The organism is Hydrogenophaga sp. (genome assembly GCF_050182545.1).
Lineage (GTDB): Bacteria > Pseudomonadota > Gammaproteobacteria > Burkholderiales > Burkholderiaceae_C > Hydrogenophaga.
This window is the reverse complement of record NZ_JBFXCD010000007.1, coordinates 114,612-130,900: the sequence shown is the minus strand read 5'-3', so window position 1 is coordinate 130,900 and position 16,289 is coordinate 114,612. Positions and strand designations below refer to the sequence as shown.

At 66.8% G+C, this 16,289-nt stretch carries 21 protein-coding genes; 11 read left to right on the top strand and 10 right to left on the bottom strand.

Annotated elements, in window-relative coordinates; genetic code table 11:
• Window positions 1–62 precede the first annotated feature (62 nt).
• The gene (locus AB7P10_RS09955; protein WP_428293686.1) at window positions 63–743 is read left to right on the top strand and encodes a CAP domain-containing protein; all 681 of its coding nucleotides are present in this window, start codon (window positions 63–65) and stop codon (window positions 741–743) included.
• Window positions 744–752: 9 nt separating this feature from the next.
• Here AB7P10_RS09955 and AB7P10_RS09950 read toward each other — a convergent pair whose 3' ends face one another.
• Complete coding sequence (locus AB7P10_RS09950; protein ID WP_428293685.1) at window positions 753–1,670, bottom strand: 23S rRNA (adenine(2030)-N(6))-methyltransferase RlmJ; 918 nt, start codon at window positions 1,668–1,670, stop codon at window positions 753–755.
• 206 nt (window positions 1,671–1,876) lie between these two features.
• Here AB7P10_RS09950 and rplM point away from each other — a divergent pair, with 206 nt between their 5' ends.
• From rplM to erpA, 5 genes are all read left to right on the top strand, one after another.
• A complete protein-coding gene (rplM, locus tag AB7P10_RS09945; RefSeq protein WP_297657974.1) occupies window positions 1,877–2,308 on the top strand; it encodes a 50S ribosomal protein L13 in 432 nt (143 codons plus the stop codon).
• 12 nt (window positions 2,309–2,320) lie between these two features.
• On the top strand, window positions 2,321–2,713 hold the full coding sequence (gene rpsI, locus AB7P10_RS09940) for a 30S ribosomal protein S9 (RefSeq protein WP_428293684.1): 393 nt from the start codon (window positions 2,321–2,323) through the stop codon (window positions 2,711–2,713).
• Between the two features lie 102 nt (window positions 2,714–2,815).
• Window positions 2,816–3,523, top strand: a complete 708-nt coding sequence (locus AB7P10_RS09935) for a DUF6776 family protein (RefSeq protein WP_428293683.1) — start codon at window positions 2,816–2,818, stop codon at window positions 3,521–3,523.
• Between the two features lie 29 nt (window positions 3,524–3,552).
• A complete protein-coding gene (locus AB7P10_RS09930; RefSeq protein ID WP_428293682.1) occupies window positions 3,553–3,951 on the top strand; it encodes a bactofilin family protein in 399 nt (132 codons plus the stop codon).
• A 121-nt stretch (window positions 3,952–4,072) separates the two neighbouring features.
• Window positions 4,073–4,438, top strand: coding sequence for an iron-sulfur cluster insertion protein ErpA (gene erpA / locus AB7P10_RS09925; RefSeq protein WP_428293681.1), 366 nt, complete (start codon window positions 4,073–4,075; stop codon window positions 4,436–4,438).
• A gap of 72 nt (window positions 4,439–4,510) precedes the next feature.
• On the opposite strand, the gene AB7P10_RS09920 is transcribed toward erpA, so the two are convergent.
• Window positions 4,511–5,806, bottom strand: coding sequence for a peptidoglycan DD-metalloendopeptidase family protein (locus AB7P10_RS09920; protein WP_428293680.1), 1,296 nt, complete (start codon window positions 5,804–5,806; stop codon window positions 4,511–4,513).
• Between the two features lie 280 nt (window positions 5,807–6,086).
• Here AB7P10_RS09920 and tyrS point away from each other — a divergent pair, with 280 nt between their 5' ends.
• On the top strand, window positions 6,087–7,337 hold the full coding sequence (tyrS, locus tag AB7P10_RS09915; protein WP_428293679.1) for a tyrosine--tRNA ligase: 1,251 nt from the start codon (window positions 6,087–6,089) through the stop codon (window positions 7,335–7,337).
• Window positions 7,338–7,343: 6 nt separating this feature from the next.
• Here tyrS and AB7P10_RS09910 read toward each other — a convergent pair whose 3' ends face one another.
• From AB7P10_RS09910 to AB7P10_RS09895, 4 genes are all read right to left on the bottom strand, one after another.
• Window positions 7,344–8,036 (bottom strand): ankyrin repeat domain-containing protein, encoded by a 693-nt coding sequence (locus AB7P10_RS09910; protein WP_428293678.1) that lies wholly within the window; start codon window positions 8,034–8,036, stop codon window positions 7,344–7,346.
• On the bottom strand, window positions 8,033–8,527 hold the full coding sequence (locus AB7P10_RS09905) for a GlcG/HbpS family heme-binding protein (RefSeq protein ID WP_428293677.1): 495 nt from the start codon (window positions 8,525–8,527) through the stop codon (window positions 8,033–8,035). Before AB7P10_RS09905 ends, AB7P10_RS09910 begins: the two co-directional genes overlap by 4 nt.
• An 82-nt stretch (window positions 8,528–8,609) precedes the next feature.
• Complete coding sequence (locus AB7P10_RS09900; protein WP_428293676.1) at window positions 8,610–9,284, bottom strand: response regulator transcription factor; 675 nt, start codon at window positions 9,282–9,284, stop codon at window positions 8,610–8,612.
• Window positions 9,281–10,765, bottom strand: coding sequence for a sensor histidine kinase (locus tag AB7P10_RS09895; protein WP_428293675.1), 1,485 nt, complete (start codon window positions 10,763–10,765; stop codon window positions 9,281–9,283). Before AB7P10_RS09895 ends, AB7P10_RS09900 begins: the two co-directional genes overlap by 4 nt.
• A gap of 42 nt (window positions 10,766–10,807) precedes the next feature.
• Here AB7P10_RS09895 and AB7P10_RS09890 point away from each other — a divergent pair, with 42 nt between their 5' ends.
• Entirely contained in the window at window positions 10,808–11,737 is a 930-nt protein-coding gene (locus AB7P10_RS09890) for a cation diffusion facilitator family transporter (RefSeq protein WP_428293674.1), read from the top strand.
• Window positions 11,734–12,183, top strand: coding sequence for a D-aminoacyl-tRNA deacylase (gene dtd / locus AB7P10_RS09885; protein ID WP_428293673.1), 450 nt, complete (start codon window positions 11,734–11,736; stop codon window positions 12,181–12,183). The genes AB7P10_RS09890 and dtd overlap by 4 nt, the downstream gene beginning before the upstream one ends.
• On the opposite strand, the gene ybeY is transcribed toward dtd, so the two are convergent.
• From ybeY to AB7P10_RS09870, 3 genes are read right to left on the bottom strand one after another with little or no spacing between them, the layout of a single operon-like run.
• Window positions 12,174–12,629 (bottom strand): rRNA maturation RNase YbeY, encoded by a 456-nt coding sequence (ybeY, locus tag AB7P10_RS09880; RefSeq protein WP_428293672.1) that lies wholly within the window; start codon window positions 12,627–12,629, stop codon window positions 12,174–12,176. The two genes, dtd and ybeY, sit on opposite strands and share 10 nt — an antisense overlap.
• Complete coding sequence (locus AB7P10_RS09875) at window positions 12,629–13,045, bottom strand: MliC family protein (RefSeq protein WP_428293671.1); 417 nt, start codon at window positions 13,043–13,045, stop codon at window positions 12,629–12,631. Before AB7P10_RS09875 ends, ybeY begins: the two co-directional genes overlap by 1 nt.
• A 15-nt stretch (window positions 13,046–13,060) precedes the next feature.
• On the bottom strand, window positions 13,061–14,044 hold the full coding sequence (locus tag AB7P10_RS09870) for a PhoH family protein (RefSeq protein WP_428293670.1): 984 nt from the start codon (window positions 14,042–14,044) through the stop codon (window positions 13,061–13,063).
• Window positions 14,045–14,079: 35 nt separating this feature from the next.
• On the opposite strand from AB7P10_RS09870, the gene ruvA reads away from it, so the two are divergent.
• Together ruvA and ruvB are read left to right on the top strand one after the other, a co-directional pair.
• Window positions 14,080–14,658 (top strand): Holliday junction branch migration protein RuvA, encoded by a 579-nt coding sequence (ruvA, locus tag AB7P10_RS09865; RefSeq protein WP_428293669.1) that lies wholly within the window; start codon window positions 14,080–14,082, stop codon window positions 14,656–14,658.
• A 3-nt stretch (window positions 14,659–14,661) separates the two neighbouring features.
• Window positions 14,662–15,714 carry a Holliday junction branch migration DNA helicase RuvB gene (ruvB, locus tag AB7P10_RS09860; protein ID WP_428293668.1) on the top strand — a complete coding sequence of 351 codons (1,053 nt, stop codon included), beginning with the start codon at window positions 14,662–14,664 and terminating at the stop codon, window positions 15,712–15,714.
• 55 nt (window positions 15,715–15,769) lie between these two features.
• On the opposite strand, the gene AB7P10_RS09855 is transcribed toward ruvB, so the two are convergent.
• Entirely contained in the window at window positions 15,770–16,138 is a 369-nt protein-coding gene (locus AB7P10_RS09855) for a YciI family protein (protein WP_428293667.1), read from the bottom strand.
• Window positions 16,139–16,289: the final 151 nt, after the last annotated feature.

Sequence of the window (16,289 nt, the reverse complement as noted above, 5' to 3'; positions counted from 1 at the left end):
ACGGGCGGTGGCCTTCTACATCCGCTTACCAGAGGCTGGGTGCCAGACCGTAGAGTTGGCACATGGTCAATCCACCCAGTCACCCCTCCCATGCGTCCTTTGTTGCGCGCCCCGCCGTGATCCGGCGACTGGTCGCCGTCGCTGGCACAGCGCTCTGCCTGACGGCCTGCGGTGGTGGTGGTGACGGGGGCAGTGGCGCTGAGGCCGGATCCGGCGGTCTCGCCGTGGGCCCCATGCCCGCCAGCGCATCGGGTGGATCGGGCGGTGCGACCGACAGTGCGACGGTTCTGCTGGCGCTGGATGCCGGCACAAGCTGTGGCCTGCCTGAATTCCGCGACAGCCTGCTGCAGCAGATCAACGCCGCGCGGGCCACGGCACGCCAGTGCGGCGGCACGCTCATGTCGGCAGTGGCACCGCTGACCTGGGACGACCGGCTGTTCTCCGCCGCCGCGCGCCACTCGGTCGACATGGCGACCAACAACTACTTCTCGCACACCGGGCTGGACGGGCGCAGCGCGTCGCAGCGCATCGCCGACGAGGGCTACGCCTGGTCCTGGGCAGGCGAGAACATCGCTGCGGGGCAGTCCACGGTATCGGCGGCGATGTCCACCTGGCTGGCCAGTGAGGGCCATTGCGCGAACATCATGCGTGCCGAATACCGCGACGTGGGCGTGAGTTGCATGCAGCGAACGGGCAGCGACTACGGCCGCTACTGGACGATGTCGCTGGGCCGGCCGCGGTGAACCCGCGGCTCAGCCGCCCGATTCAAGTGTTTGAGACTTGCCGCGCCCGCGCCCGAGGTGGGCGAGCAACTGCGGCAGGGCCGCCTGCAGCACACCCTTGAGCGTGTGCGGCGGGTTGACCACGAACATGCCGCTGGCGGTCAGGCCGGGCCGGTCATCGGGACCGTGGGCCGGGTCCTGACCGATCGCCAGCGTGGCGTTGAGCCAGGGCCGTTGCGCCTGGTTGGACAGCGTGCGCAGGCGGCGCGGCAGATCGTGCGCTTCCGGGCGGGGGATCACCGGGTACCAGACCAGGTAGGTGCCGGTGGAAAAGCGCTTGATGGCCTCTTGTATGCAGGCGCTCACTTTCGAGTAATCGCTTTTGATCTCGTAGCTGGGATCGATCAACACCAGCGCACGTCTGGAGCCCGTGGCCGATGGCGGCGGCGGCAGCAGCGGCTTGATTCCTTCGAATCCGTCTTCGCGCGCCACCACGATCTGACGCCCCGCTTCGAGTTGCGCGATGTTGGCCGTCAGCGTGCGGCTGTCGGTCGGGTGCAGTTCGAAGAGCTTGAGCCGGTCACGCGATTGCGCACGCAGCAAGTGGTGCATGACAAAGGGCGAGCCCGGGTAGACGCGCAGTGCTCCTGAGGGATTGAAGCTCTCGATCAGGTCCAGGTAGTCGTCGATCGCCGGCGCGACGGTCTGCGCCGGCGCATGGCCTTCAGCCCGCAAGGCGCCCATGAGCTTGACCACACCGTCCTTGGCCTCACCGCCGGTTTCGGCATAGTCCCCGTCCAGCCGGTAGAGCCCGGCCCCCGCATGGGTGTCGATCAAGGTCAGACCGGCTTCCTTCTGCATCAGGTGGCGCAGCGTGGCGATCAATGTGATGTGCTTGAGCACATCGGCATGATTGCCCGCGTGGAAGGCGTGTCGGTAACTGAACATGCCCCGATGGTAGCCGTTGGACCGTGCTGCCCGACCGCTGGCGGCAGGCGGTTTGCCAGTCAGGCCCGATATTTCGTACAATCGGGGGCTTCGCAGCGAACTGCTGGCTCCGCGGCGAAGTATCCAGACCCCACCTAAGAGCGTTCCGTCAGAGAACGACCGACCGTGGAAAAGAGCTGCCAAACCACCTCTTCAAGAGAAAACTCATGACCAAAACGTTCAGCGCCAAACCCGCTGACGTGACGCACGAGTGGTTTGTGATTGACGCGACCGACAAGGTCCTCGGACGAGTAGCCAGTGAAGTTGCTCTCCGTCTGCGCGGCAAACACAAGGCCATTTACACGCCTCACGTCGATACCGGTGACTTCATCGTCATCATCAACGCAGCCAAACTCCGCGTCACGGGCACCAAGGCCCTCGACAAGGTGTACTACCGTCATTCCGGTTATCCGGGCGGTATCTATGGCACCAACTTCCGCGACATGCAGGCCAAGCACCCTGGCCGCGCGCTCGAGAAGGCCGTCAAGGGCATGCTGCCCAAGGGCCCGCTCGGCTACGCCATGATCAAGAAGCTCAAGGTGTACGGCGGTGCAGAGCACCCGCACACCGCCCAACAGCCGCAAGTGCTGGAACTCTAAAGGAGCCTTGAGATGATTGGTGAATGGAACAACGGAACCGGCCGTCGCAAATCCAGCGTCGCGCGCGTGTTCCTGAAAAAAGGCAGTGGCAAGATCACGGTCAATGGCAAGGACATCCAGGCCTACTTCGGCCGCGAGACCTCGATCATGATCGCCAAGCAGCCCCTGCTGCTGACCAACCACGCCGAGACCTTTGACATCCAGGTCAACGTGCATGGTGGCGGTGAATCCGGCCAGGCCGGTGCCGTGCGCCACGGTATCACCCGCGCCCTGATCGACTACGACGCGGCGCTCAAGTCTGGCCTGTCGCAGGCGGGCTTCGTGACGCGCGATGCGCGCGAAGTGGAACGGAAAAAGGTCGGTCTGCGCTCCGCGCGCCGCCGCAAGCAGTTCAGCAAGCGCTAAAGCCGGCTGCACATGCTCCAGAAACCGCCTTCAAGTTCAAACTTGGGGCGGTTTTTGCTTTCTGGGCCCGGGTTGCGTTTGCTTGCACTTTGAAAGGTTTGAATGCGGTTCCGCCTGCTGCGTAGAAGACTGACCGTCAGCGCACCCAGGGTGTCGGTGCGCAGCACGCTGCCATGGCCCTTGCGCTGGCTGCTGGGTGCCGTGGTACTGGGCTTCTCGGGTGCGCTCGCGGTCTGGGCCTTTGAATTCGGCAAGGACATTGCCGGGCTGGACCGCAACGCCCAGCAGGAGCTCGAGCAGTTGCGCCGCGAGGTTCAGACTTTGCGCACCGATCTGCAGGAGGCGCAGTCGGTGGCCAACACCACCGACAGCCTGCTGATCACCGAGCGCAGCACGCAAGAGCAACTGATGATGCAGATCCGGCAGTTGCAGGCCGACAACCAGTTGCTGCGCAGTGACCTGGGCTTCTTCGAGCGGCTGATTCCCGGCTCGGGCAACGGCGCGCTGAGCATTCGCGGCCTGCAGGCCGAGCGCGTCTCAGAGACGGAGCTGAAGTGGCAGGTGCTGATGATCCAGGCGAGCAAGAACGCGCCGGACTTCAAGGGCGCACTCGAGGTCACGTTCGCGGGCACGCTGGCGGGTAAACCCTGGTCGGCCAGACAGGCGCCGTCACCTCAGCCCGTACTGATCAAGGGCTATCTGCGCATGGAGGGTGTGGTGGACGTGCCCGCGCAGGCCGTGGTAGAAAACGTGACCGCCAAGATCCTGCAGGGCAACTCGGTCAGGTCCATGCAATCCTTCAACCTGTAAACCCATACGGTCCGCCGTCAGGAGAATCCATGTTCGCAAAGAAGAAGCAGCCGCCCATCAAGAGCCTGATTGCGCAAGGCACCCGTGTGGAGGGCAACGTGCTGTTCCATGACGGGCTGCGCATCGACGGCGAGGTGGTGGGTGACATCCGGGCCAGCGACGAGCAGGCGAGCATCCTCGTGGTCAGCGAGGTGGCGGTGGTGACAGGCCAGATTCACGCCGACCACGTCATCATCAACGGTCAGGTCAAGGGCCCTGTGCTCGCGTTCGAGTTGCTGGAATTGCAGCCCAAGGCCCGCATCGAGGGCGATGTGTCCTACAAGGCCCTGGAAATGCACCAGGGCGCCACCATCTCCGGTCAGCTCAAGCCCATGGCGGGTGGGATCGAGGACAAACCCACACTGAAACTGGCGGCAAACAACAGCTGAGGGCATTCCCGAGCAGATTGCTATAGCATTGCCGGGATTCTTTGAGTTTCCGGGTGCGGAGCACCCGCCCCACCATTGCCGCAGCCCGTTGAACGGAAGCGGTACCGACAAGAGGTATTCCATGAGCGCAGTCGCCGAAAACATTCCGACCGACATGCCGGCCCCGCTGATCTTTACCGACAGCGCGGCGGCCAAGGTGGCCGAGCTGGTGGCCGAAGAAGGCAACCCCGATCTCAAGTTGCGCGTGTTCGTGCAGGGGGGGGGGTGCTCTGGTTTCCAGTATGGCTTCACGTTTGACGAGATCGTCAACGAGGACGACACGACGATGTCCAAGAATGGCGTGTCCTTGCTGATCGATGCGATGAGCTACCAGTACCTGGTGGGCGCGGAGATCGACTACAAGGAGGACCTGGAGGGCGCCCAGTTCGTGATCAAAAACCCCAACGCCACTACCACCTGCGGTTGTGGTTCCAGCTTCAGCGTCTGAAACAGGGTCACCGCAATGGCCACGAAAAAGGGAGCCCTCGGGCTCCCTTTTTCATGGTGCTGGAGCGCACCTTTACTCGGCGCTGGCCTGCCGGATGCTGGCCGCCGCGTCCAGCTGCAGGCGCTGCAGTTGGGCCACCGCATCAAAGCGCTGACGCAAGGCGGGAGGCACGGGAACCGACTCGCTCTTGCGCGCGATCGACAGCGGATCCACGTGCACGCCGTTGTCGCGGAACTCCAGGTGCAGGTGCGGGCCGGTGGAGGCGCCCGTGCTGCCCACAGCTCCGATAAAGTCGCCCTGGTCCACGCGCTGGCCCTTGCGCACGCCGATGCGGCTGAGGTGGGCGTAGACGGTCATCTGGTTGTTGCGGTGGCGCACATAGATCACGTTGCCGTAACCCCGCTGCACGCCAGCGAACTCCACCACGCCGTCGCCGATGGTGCGCACCGGCGTGCCGGTGGGCGCCGCGTAGTCCACGCCCATGTGGGGCTTGCGCGTGCCGGAAATCGGGTGAAAGCGCATGCCGTACCCGCTGCTCACGCGCGAGAACTCGAGCGGCGAGGACAGATAGTAGCGGCGGGAACTCTGGCCGTCAAAGCCGTAGTACCCCCCTTTGTGGCCGGGCTCCTCGAACCACACGGACTGATATTCCTTGCCGTCGTTGACGAACTCGGCGCTCAGCACCCGGCCAGTGCGCAGCGCTTCGCCGTCGGCTTCCAGGCTTTCGAAGACCACGCTGAAGCGGTCGCCCTGGCGCAGGTCGCGGCGGAAGTCGATGTCGCTGGAGAACATTTCGGCCAGCTGGATCGCGATCGGGTCGGGTATGCCGGCCTCATCGGTGGCGGCGAACAGGGAGCTGCGGATCACGCCACTGGCCAGCTTCGTCGAAGCGGTGAGGGCGCCTTGCTCGAGGCGCGAGTGGAGCTTGCCGTCTTCCGATCGCTCCACCACCAGGCGGGTGAATCCACGTTCATCGGATGAGAGCCAGCGCGCCGTCAGGCGAAGCAATTCGTTGCTTGCGCTGGCTTCGACGCTGACAGGTCGGCCGGTGCGCCCGGCTTGCAACAGCTGGCGGGCCAGGGGGTCGTTGCGCAGGAAGGTCTGGGCCTGCGAGTCGGGTACGCCCAGACGCTGGAGCAGGCTCTGGGCGGTATCGTCCCGCCGCGTGGTTTCCGTCCGGTAGAGCACCAGCGCCGCATCCGGCTGCTGAGTGGCCGACAGGGCATCGATGTTGGCCTGCGTCTGCGTCGGCACATTCAGGGCCTCGATGACCTGGTGCACCGGGATGTCGGAGGCGTCTGGCGCGAGCGGGGCGATGCCGAAGGCAGTCACCCCGGTGCCCAGAAGGACCACGCCAAGGCCGCCCATGATGCGGCGTGGGTGGCTCGATAGAGTCTGGGCTGTGGCACCAAAAAGCTGTGCCAGCGTGAGGAGTAGCGGACGGGTCAAAATCGGTGTTTCCGGTAAAGCCGTCTCCCTGGGGGATCGGCGCACACAAAAAGAGCGCTTGAGGCGGAACAAGTTCACTCAAACGCCCTGGCGGTGACGAACCGACTTGATATCGTGCAAAAAGTGCGCCAACTAAAATCTGTCACCAGCGACCGGCAGTATAGCCAGCGCACCGTGCCTTGCATCTGAGAAAACCCGTATGAACGCCCCTGAAAAAGAAGCCGAACGTATTCAAAAAGATTCGTCCCTGACGGACGGTGTAAGCGAAGCGCTGGGCGTGACGTTGCGGGGGTGCGAAGAATTGATACCCCAGGCCGACTGGGTCAAAAAATTGTCACAGTCGGAAACCACCGGGCGGCCGTTGCGCATCAAGCTCGGGCTGGACCCTACGGCGCCTGACATCCATATCGGTCACACGGTGGTGCTCAACAAGATGCGCCAACTGCAGGACCTGGGGCACCAGGTGATCTTCCTGATCGGTGACTTCACCAGCCTGATCGGCGACCCTTCCGGCCGCAACAACACGCGCCCGCCGCTCACACCCGAGCAGATCAAGGCCAACGCCGAGACGTATTACAAGCAGGCCAGCCTGGTGCTGGACCCTGCGAAGACCGAGATCCGGTACAACAGCGAGTGGAGCTTGCCGCTGGGTTCGATGGGCATGATCCAGCTGGCCGCCAAGTACACCGTGGCGCGCATGATGGAGCGCAATGATTTTCACGACCGCTTCAAGGCCGGCACGCCGATCAGCGTGCACGAGTTCCTGTACCCGCTGATGCAGGGCTACGACTCGGTGGCGCTCAAGAGCGACCTGGAGCTCGGCGGCACCGACCAGAAGTTCAACCTGCTCATGGGCCGCCACCTGCAGGCCGAGTACGGCCAGGAACCGCAGTGCATCCTGACGATGCCCTTGCTCGAAGGCCTGGACGGCGTCGAGAAGATGTCCAAGAGCAAGAACAACTACATCGGCATCACGGAGGACGCCAACGCCATGTTCGCCAAGGTGTTGAGCATCTCGGACACGCTGATGTGGCGCTGGTACACGCTGCTGTCGTTCAAGTCGATTGCCGAGATCGAAGCCTTGAAGAAGGAAGTGCAAGAGGGTCGCAACCCCAAGGACGCCAAGGTCTCGCTGGCGAAGGAAATCACCACGCGCTTCCACAGCGCGGCGAAGGCGGAAGCGGCCGAGCAGGACTTCATCAACCGCAGCAAGGGCGGCATCCCCGACGACATCCCCGCCGTGTCGCTGGCGGGTGTGCCGCTGGGCATCGCGCCGCTCCTGAAGTCCGCGGGGCTGGCGCCATCGAACAGCGAGGCCAATCGTCTGATCGAAGGTGGCGGGGTGCGGGTCGACGGCGCCGTTGTCAGCGACAAGGGCCTCAAGCTCCCCGCAGGCACTTTCGTCGTGCAGGTGGGCAAGCGCAAGTTCGCCCGCGTGACGCTGGCCTGAGGGCTGTCAGCGCGCGCCGGCCTTCTCGAGCATCGCCACCATGGCCGCGTAGCCGCGCGACTTCGCGAGCGCCAGCGGCGTCTGTCCGTTCCGATCCGTCAACTGGAGGTTGGCGCCGGCCTCGATGAGCGCGCGCAGCGTGGCCTGGTGGCGCGCACCGCCATCGCCCAGCACGATGGACTCGATCACCGCCGTCCAGTGCAGGTTGTTCACATGGTCCAGCGGGGCGCCCGCGGCGATGAGCTGCCGCACCACGCCGTCGTGGCCCAGGTGGGCTGCGGCGATCAGGGCGGTGCCGTCGTAGCGGCTCGTCGTCTGTTTCGCGCTGGCGCCCAGTTGCAGCAGCACGCGCAGCGTCTCCTCGTCGTCCGCCACAGAGGCGATGGTCACCGCGTCGTAGCGGTCGGCCTCCAGCCGGTCGATGTCGGCGCCAGCCTTGGCCAGCGCACGGATGGATTCGTGCTGCCGCGCAAACGTGGCCACGTGCAGGGGCGTGCGCCCGCGTGCATCGGTGGCGTTTACCGCCGCGCCACCGGCCACCAGGCGCGCGATCTTCGCGGCATCGCCCTGGTGGGCGGCCGCGTGCAGGCCGCGGTAGGCGGCGGCTTCGCTGGCGCTGGGGGCCACCTGTGCCCATGCGGGCACGGTGGAGGCCAACGCCGCCACCATCAGGCCGCTGATCAGGGTGCGGCGTTTCATTTCAGCTGGTCCTTGACCTTGTCGATGGCGGCCATGGCGCATTGTTCGTCCAGGTGACCGCCGGGAGCCCCGCCCACGCCCACCGCGCCGATCACCTCGTTGCCCACCTTCACCGGCACGCCACCGCCCAGCAGCAGGTAGCCCGGGATGTTCACCAGGTTGGCGGCCGCCGGGTTCTTCTGAGACGCCTCCATGATGGCCAGCGTGGTGTTCTTCGCCGAAGCCGAGGTGTAGGCCTTCAGGCGGCTGGCTTCAAGCGTGTGCGGGCCGGCGTTGTCGGCCCGCATGACAACGCGCACGGTGCCGGCGCGGTCCACCACGGTGGCGGCGACGTTGTAGCCCGCCGTGGTGCAGGACGCGACGGTGGCGGCGGCGATCTGGGTGGCGAGCTCGAGCGACATGTTCTTTTCCACCCGCACACCTTGCGCGCTGGCCACGCTGGCGGCGGCGAGGGACAGGGCGAGGACGGACGTTTTGGCGAAGGCGTGCATGGTGTTCTCCGGGGTTGTGAAACGGTTCGATCAACCGTGGGAGAACTGTAAAAATCCGGATGCGCTGCCGCCATTCGGACGGCTACGCGCGGCCCTCCGTAGAACTACGCAGTGCCTGCGCGTCATTGGCGTCCACGAGTGCCGCATAGTGCCGGATCAGCTGCGCCAGGGAGGGTGCCTGCAGCTTGCCGAACAGGTTGGCGCGGTGGGTCTCCACCGTGCGTGGCGACAGGCCCAGGGCGCGGCCGATCTCCTTGTTGGTCAGGCCTTCGACGATCAGGCCCAGCACCTCGCGTTCGCGCTCGGAAAGCTGGCTGTATCGCTCGCGCGCCGCGCGGTCGGCCTGGTGGCGCTGGCGCGAACGCACGTGCTGGCGCACCGCGTTCTGCAGGGCTTCGAGCAGCGCCTCGTCGTCCACCGGCTTCTCCAGGAACTCGGCCGCACCGGCCTTGAAGGCGCGTCGGCACATCTCTACCGTGCCGTGTCCGGTGAGCATGATCACCGGCTGGTCCACACCCTGCGCCATCAGCGCGTCGAGCACGCTCAGGCCACTGATGCCGGGCATGCGCACGTCGAGCACGATGGCACCGATCCCCTCGCGGTCGAACTGCGCCAGAAAAGCCTGCGGGTCACTCCACGGCTGCACGCGCAAACCCACGGTGCCGATCAACAGGGCCAGGCCGTCGCGCACGGCCTGGTCGTCGTCGATCAGGTGGACCGTAGGCGAGAGGGTGTCAGGCAGCTCGGTGCGGCTCACGTCGTGTTTCCGCCCAAGGGCAGTTGCAGGGTGAACACGGCACCGCCGTGCGTGCGATTGGCCGCTGCCAGGGTACCGCCCATGCCGTTGGCCAGTGTCTCGCACAGGCTCAGACCCAGGCCCAGGCCGCCCTGGCGCGTGGAGAAGAAGGGCTCGAACAGGCGCGGCAGGACTTCGGGCGCAATGCCGGGCCCACTGTCGGCCACCGTCAGTGCGCCGCGCCCGTCCCGTGTACCGATGGTGAGGATGAGCGAGCGCTGCGCCGCCGGCACCTGTTCGAGGGCTTGCAACGCGTTGAAGATGAGGTTGTGCACGATCTGGTCCAGTGCCACCGCATCGGCCAGCACGGTCACCGTCTCGGTGCCTTGCAGCGCGGGAGAGATGTCGCGACGCTGGCACTCCGGCTCCAGCAAGTGGAGCGCGCGCCGCACCGTCTCGTTCAGGCTGACAGGGCGCAGGGCGCCACCCGCATCGGGCCGTTCGACCGCGCGGCGCAGCCGGCCCACCACCTCGGCGGCGCGCCGGGCCTGCGCCGCCGCCTGCGCCATGGCGCCGCGTGCTGTGCCCAGTTCGGGCGGTTCGTCATCGAGCAGCCGCTGCGCGGCCTGGGTATTGGCCAGCACGGCGGTGAGCGGCTGGTTGAGCTCGTGCGCCATGCCGGCGGCCAGCTCGCCCAGTGTGTTCAGGCGCGCCACCTGGCCCAGGCGCAACAGCTCCTCCGCGCGCTGGCGCGCCACGCGCTGGCGTTGCAGGTGGTGCAGGGCCGTCAGCAGCGCGGCCACGGCCAGCACCCAGGCCAGCATGCGCAGCCAGGGCAGCTCGCCCGCGCCAACGCTCAGCGTGTTGATCACGTCGAAGGGCTGGCTCTCGCTGGCCAGCGCCTTGCGCGCCTCCCAGCGCCAGCCCGCGCCGCCGGTGCCCGGCTCGCTGTTACCGGGCTGGATCACGTGGCGCGCACCCACGTGCTCCAGCACCACGCGCACCGGGCTGTTTTGAGGCTGCATCGGCCACTCCGACCAAGGCACCAAGGCGCGCAGATCCAGGTCCAGCGCGTAGCTGGTGGGCGAAGCGGACAGCACCAGTTGGTAGCGCCCCTGCGCAAGGTCGGCGTTGCCCAGCATGGCGTGGCGCCGGGCGTGCGAGGCCGCTTCGGCGCGGGCGAGTTGCGGGTCGGCCCAGGCCTGGCCGGGGTCGCGGCGCTGCACCGCCAGGATCTGCGGGTACAGCGCGGGCAGCCGCTGTTCGGGCGATGCGCTGGCCGTTCCTTGCGGCGCAGGCTGCAGCAAGGCCAGCGTGGCGAGGATGGCGTCGTGTTGCACCACCTGCTGGCTCAGCAAGCGGTGCACGATGCGCGCATCGGTCTCGAACAGCGCGCGCTGCTCGTCCAGCGACTGGCGCGCCAGCAGCACCGCGCCTGCCAGCGCCAGCACGGTCCCGCCGACCACCCACCACCGCACACCGAGCCACAGCTGTTGTCGCATCCGGCGGATTCTGGCATGCGTGCGTGCCGGCACAATCGCGACATGGACTTCCCTTCGATCCGATGGCTCACGCCCCGACGCCTGCTGATCGCGTCGATCGGAGTGGCCACGGCCACGATCGCGCTGAAGACCCTGGCATGGCTTATCACCGATTCGGTGGGCCTGCTGTCCGATGCCATGGAGTCGCTGGTGAACCTGGCGAGCGCGGTGTTCGGGCTGGTGATGGTCACCATCGCCGCGCGCCCGGCGGACGACGATCACCCTTATGGCCACCACAAGGCCGAGTATTTTTCGTCCGGATTCGAGGGCATCCTCATCATCGCGGCGGGGCTGGGAATTCTTTGGGCCGCGGGTCTGCGCCTTCTCGAGCCCAGGCCCATTGAACAAGTGGGCCTGGGGCTGGTCCTGTCGGTGTTGAGTTCGGTGCTCAACGGGACGCTGGCCTGGGTGATGTTGCGCGCAGCAAAGGCGCACCGTTCCATCGCGCTCGAAGCCGACGCCAAGCACCTGTTCTCCGATGTCTGGACGTCCGCTGGCGTGGTGGTCGGTGTGGTGCTGGTGGCCCTCAGCGGCTGGCTCTGGCTGGACCCGCTCGTGGCCATGCTGGTGGCTGCCAACATCATGAGGGAAGGCGCGCGCCTGCTGTGGCGCTCGTCGCAAGGCTTGATGGACGAAGCGGTTGAGCCCGAGGTGTTGACCACCATACAGGCCACGCTGGACGGATACGCCCTTTCGCTCGGCGACAAGCGCACGGTTCGATTCGATCACGTCAGCACACGCCGCGCCGGCCAGCGCCGCTTCGTGGACCTGCACATGCACTTGCCCGCGTCCTGGTCTCTGGGGCGTGCGGCCGCCGTGCGTGCCCAGGTGGAGCAGGCGCTGATGGGCGCCGTGCCGGGCCTGCGCGCGACCATCCAGTTGCTGCCCGCCGACACGGAAACCCGGTTCTTTGAAGAGGACGAACTGAAATGATGTCGCTGCTGCAGCGCGTGAGCGAAGCGCGTGTGGAGATCGCCGGGGACACCGCGGGCGCCATTGGCGCCGGGTTGCTGGTGCTGTTATGCGCCGAACCCGGCGACACCGAGGCCGTGGGCGAAAAGATGCTCGCCAAGATCCTGAAGCTGCGCATCTTCGGCGACGAGGCCGGCAAGATGAACCGCAGCGTGCAGGACATGGGCGGCGGCCTGCTGATCGTGAGCCAGTTCACCCTGGCGGCCGACACGAGAAGCGGCAACCGCCCGGGCTTCACCGGCGCCGCGCCCCCGGCTCTGGGCGAGGCGCTCTACGACGCTTTCGTACGGGCCGCTCGCGCGCAGCACCCGCTGGTGCAGACGGGCCGCTTCGGCGCCGACATGAAAGTGCATCTGGTCAACGACGGGCCGGTGACGATTCCGCTGCGGATCGCGAATCAGGCGTAAGGGTTCGGCTGCCCGAGCCCGGCCAGGATCTCGGTCTCGCGCGCCTCCATGGCCTTGGCGTCGGCCTCGCTGGTCTCGTGGTCCCAGCCTTGCGCGTGCAGCGTGCCGTGCACCAGCAGGTGGGCGTAGTGCTGGGCCAGCGGCTTGTTCAGCTCGGCGGCCTCGCGCGCGACCACCGGCGCGCACAGCACCAGGTCGGCCATCACCATGGGGTCGGTGGCGTAGTCGAAGGTGAGCACGTTGGTCGCGTAGTCGCGCCCGCGGTAGTCGCGATTGAGCGCCTGGCCTTCTTCGGCGTCGACGATGCGCACGGTGATCTCCGCGTCGGCGTCGAGCGCGTGGCGGATGCAGCGTGTCACCCAATGGCGTGGCAGCGCGGCGCGGTGCGCGGCGGCATCGGGCAGCGCACCGAACTGCAGGGACAGGCTGAGCGAAGGCCGTGCCATCAGCGCTTGTTCGCCGGCTGGGCGAAGCAGTTGGACAGCAGGGTCTGTTCCTGCGCGGTGTGGTCGGCGGCCAGGAAACTGAGTTCGCCTTTCATGCCCTGGGTGTACCAGCGCAGGCTGTACTGCTCGTCGAGCGCGATGAAGCGCACACCGGTGGTCGCGCGTCGGCCCTGCAGCATCACGGTGCGGTCGTTGTAGTGCAGCGCGGCAAACGCGGTGCCGTTGCTCAGGTTCAGGTAGGCCAGCTCGATTTCGGCCCCGCCGTCGCAGCGGTAGCGCACGGCCTGGCTGCTGAAGATCAAGGGTGCCTGCGCCGCGGCCTTCGGTGTGGGCGGGTTGGTCTGGGCCGATGTGCCCAGGGCCAGCGGCACGAGCAGGACGCCCAGTGCACGCGCGAATAGGTTGGACGAAGACATGGCCGCGGGCTCCTTTCAGGCGGCAGCGCTGCGGCGCGGGCGCTTCGCGGGCGGGGCGTCATCGGCACCGGGCGAGCGCGCGTCGTAGGCGTCCACGATGCGCGCGACCAGCGGGTGGCGCACCACGTCGGCGCTGGACAGGCGCGTCATCGCAATACCCTGCACGCGCTTGAGCACGCGCTCGGCGTCGATCAGGCCGCTGAGCTGGGTGCGCGGCAGGTCGATCTGGCTCACGTCGCCGGTGACCACGGCCTTGCTGCCAAAGCCGATGCGGGTGAGGAACATCTTCATCTGCTCGGGCGTGGTGTTCTGCGCCTCGTCCAGGATGACGAAGGCGTGGTTGAGCGTGCGCCCGCGCATGAAGGCCAGCGGCGCGATCTCGATCTGCTGGCGCTCGAAGGCCTTGCTCACCTTGTCCGCGCCCATCAGGTCGTACAGCGCGTCGTACAGCGGGCGCAGGTAGGGGTCCACCTTCTGGCCCAGGTCGCCGGGCAGGAAGCCGAGCTTCTCACCCGCTTCCACCGCCGGGCGCGTGAGCACGATGCGCTGCACCGCGCTGCGCTCCAGCGCATCGACCGCGCAGGCCACGGCCAGGTAGGTCTTGCCGGTGCCGGCCGGGCCGATGCCGAAGGTGATGTCGTGCGTGGCCATGTTCTCCAGGTAGCGCGCCTGGTTGGGCGTGCGCCCGCGCACCTCGCCACGCCGCGTCTGCATGGCCAGGGCGCCGTCGCCCGGATCGGCCAGCGCGGTGTCGCCGCTGAGCATGAGCTGCACCTGCTCGGGCGGAATCGGCTTCTTCGCCATCTCGTACAGGGCCTGCAGCGCCTCCAGCGCCTGGTTGGCCCGGGCCTTGGGGCCTTCGATGCGAAACTGCTCGAAGCGGTGCGCCACCTTCACCTGCAAGGCCGCCTCGATGCTGCGGATGTGGCTGTCCATGGGGCCGCACAGGTGCGCCATGCGCGCGTTGTCGGGCGGGGAGAAGGTGTGTCTGAGAATCAAGCCGATAATTCCATGAACCAAGGAAGAAGCGCCCAATGATAGGCAAGTTGACCGGTACCCTGCTGGAGAAAAACCCACCCCAGATTCTGCTGGACTGCCATGGCGTTGGCTACGAGGTGGACGTGCCCATGAGCACCTTCTACAACCTGCCCGCCACCGGCGAAAAAGTGACCTTGCTCACGCACTTCGTGGTGCGCGAGGACGCGCAAATCCTTTATGGCTTCGGCACCGCGCCCGAGCGCGAGGCCTTTCGCCAGCTCATCAAGATCAGCGGCGTCGGCCCGCGCACCGCGCTCTCGGTGCTCTCGGGCATGAGCGTGGCCGACCTGGCGCAGGCCGTGAGCGCGCAGGAAAGCGGGCGCATCGTCAAGGTGCCCGGCATCGGCAAGAAGACCGCCGAGCGCCTGTTGCTCGAACTCAAGGGCAAGCTCGGCGCCGACCTGAACCTGCCCGGTGCCGCGGCCGCGCAGGGCGATGCGGGTGGCGACATCCAGCAGGCGCTGGTGGCGCTGGGCTACAGCGAGAAGGACGCCGCCGCCGCGCTCAAGGCGCTGCCGAAGGATGTGGGTGTGAGCGAAGGCATCAAGCTGGCGCTCAAGGCGCTGGCGAAATAAACCATGAGCATCCAGACCGACGACTTCGCCCCCGCGCCGCGCGTGGTGTCCGCCGCACCGGCTTCCCCGAAAGAAGAGGCGATCGAGCGCGCGCTGCGGCCCAAGCTGCTGGACGAATACGTGGGCCAGGCCAAGGTGCGCGAACAGCTGGAAATCTTCATTGGCGCGGCCAGGAAGCGCAGCGAGGCGCTGGACCACGTGCTGCTGTTCGGCCCGCCGGGCCTGGGCAAGACCACGCTGAGCCACATCATCGCGCAGGAACTGGGCGTGAACCTGCGCCAGACCAGCGGCCCCGTGCTGGAGAAGCCCAAGGACCTGGCCGCGCTGCTGACCAACCTCGAAGCCAACGACGTGCTCTTCATCGACGAGATCCACCGGCTCAGCCCGGTGGTCGAGGAAATCCTCTACCCCGCGCTGGAGGACTACCAGATCGACATCATGATCGGCGAAGGCCCGGCCGCGCGCAGCATCAAGCTGGACCTGCAGCCTTTCACCCTGGTCGGCGCCACCACGCGCGCCGGCATGCTCACCAACCCGCTGCGCGACCGCTTCGGCATCGTCGCGCGGCTGGAGTTCTACACCGCCGAAGAGCTCGCGCGCATCGTCAAGCGCAGCGCGGGTCTGCTCAATGCGCCGATGGACCCCGAGGGCGGTTTCGAGATCGCGCGCCGTTCGCGCGGCACGCCGCGCATTGCCAACCGCCTGCTGCGCCGCGTGCGCGACTTCGCCGACGTCAAGGGCAGCGGCACCATCACGCAAGACATCGCCAACCGCGCCCTGGCCATGCTCGACGTGGACCCGCAGGGCTTCGACCTGATGGACCGCAAGCTGCTCGAAGCGGTCATCCACCGCTTCGACGGCGGCCCCGTTGGCCTGGACAACATCGCGGCCAGCATCGGCGAGGAGCGCGACACCATCGAAGACGTGATCGAGCCCTACCTGATCCAGCAGGGCTTTCTGCAGCGCACGCCGCGCGGGCGCGTCGCCACGCTGGCGGCGTACCGGCACCTGGGGGTGGCGCCGCCGAGTTCACCCAACGAGTTGTTCAGCGAATAGAAGCGCCGCCAGCGCGTGGGGCGTGCCGTGCAATGGGGCATATGCTCGCTGGTACTCAGCCGAAGAAGGATTCCATGGGGATCAACTCGACGCCCCAACCACCGGCTTCACCGATGGACGCAGCGGGGTGCATCGCCGCGAGGCGGATGGCCTCTTCGCGGTCATTCGCCTCGATGATGAACAGACCGCCCACCACTTCCTTGGCCTCGGTGTAGGGCCCGTCGCTGATCTGCGGCTTGCCTCCACGCGGGCGCAGCGCCACCCAGTCCCTGGTCTCGGCCAGCGATGCGGCCACCAGTACCTTGCCGGTCGCCCGCATCCGGTCATCCATCGCCGGGCACTGGCTCACCAATGCCTGCACGTCGTCGGGTGCCATTGCGGCGAATTTTTCCGGGTTGTAGTACGCAAGGCCGAGGTATTTCATGGCGAACTCCTGTGGGTTGATGTTGCCTTGACGACGAAGCAGGGACTCGGGGATCGACACGCTGCGCCAACCACGGGGTTGTGGACCGATGGGCGTTGCCGGGTATTCCTCCTGTGCGGCGGTGGGGCCACGGAGGAAGGCAAGTTGCGTG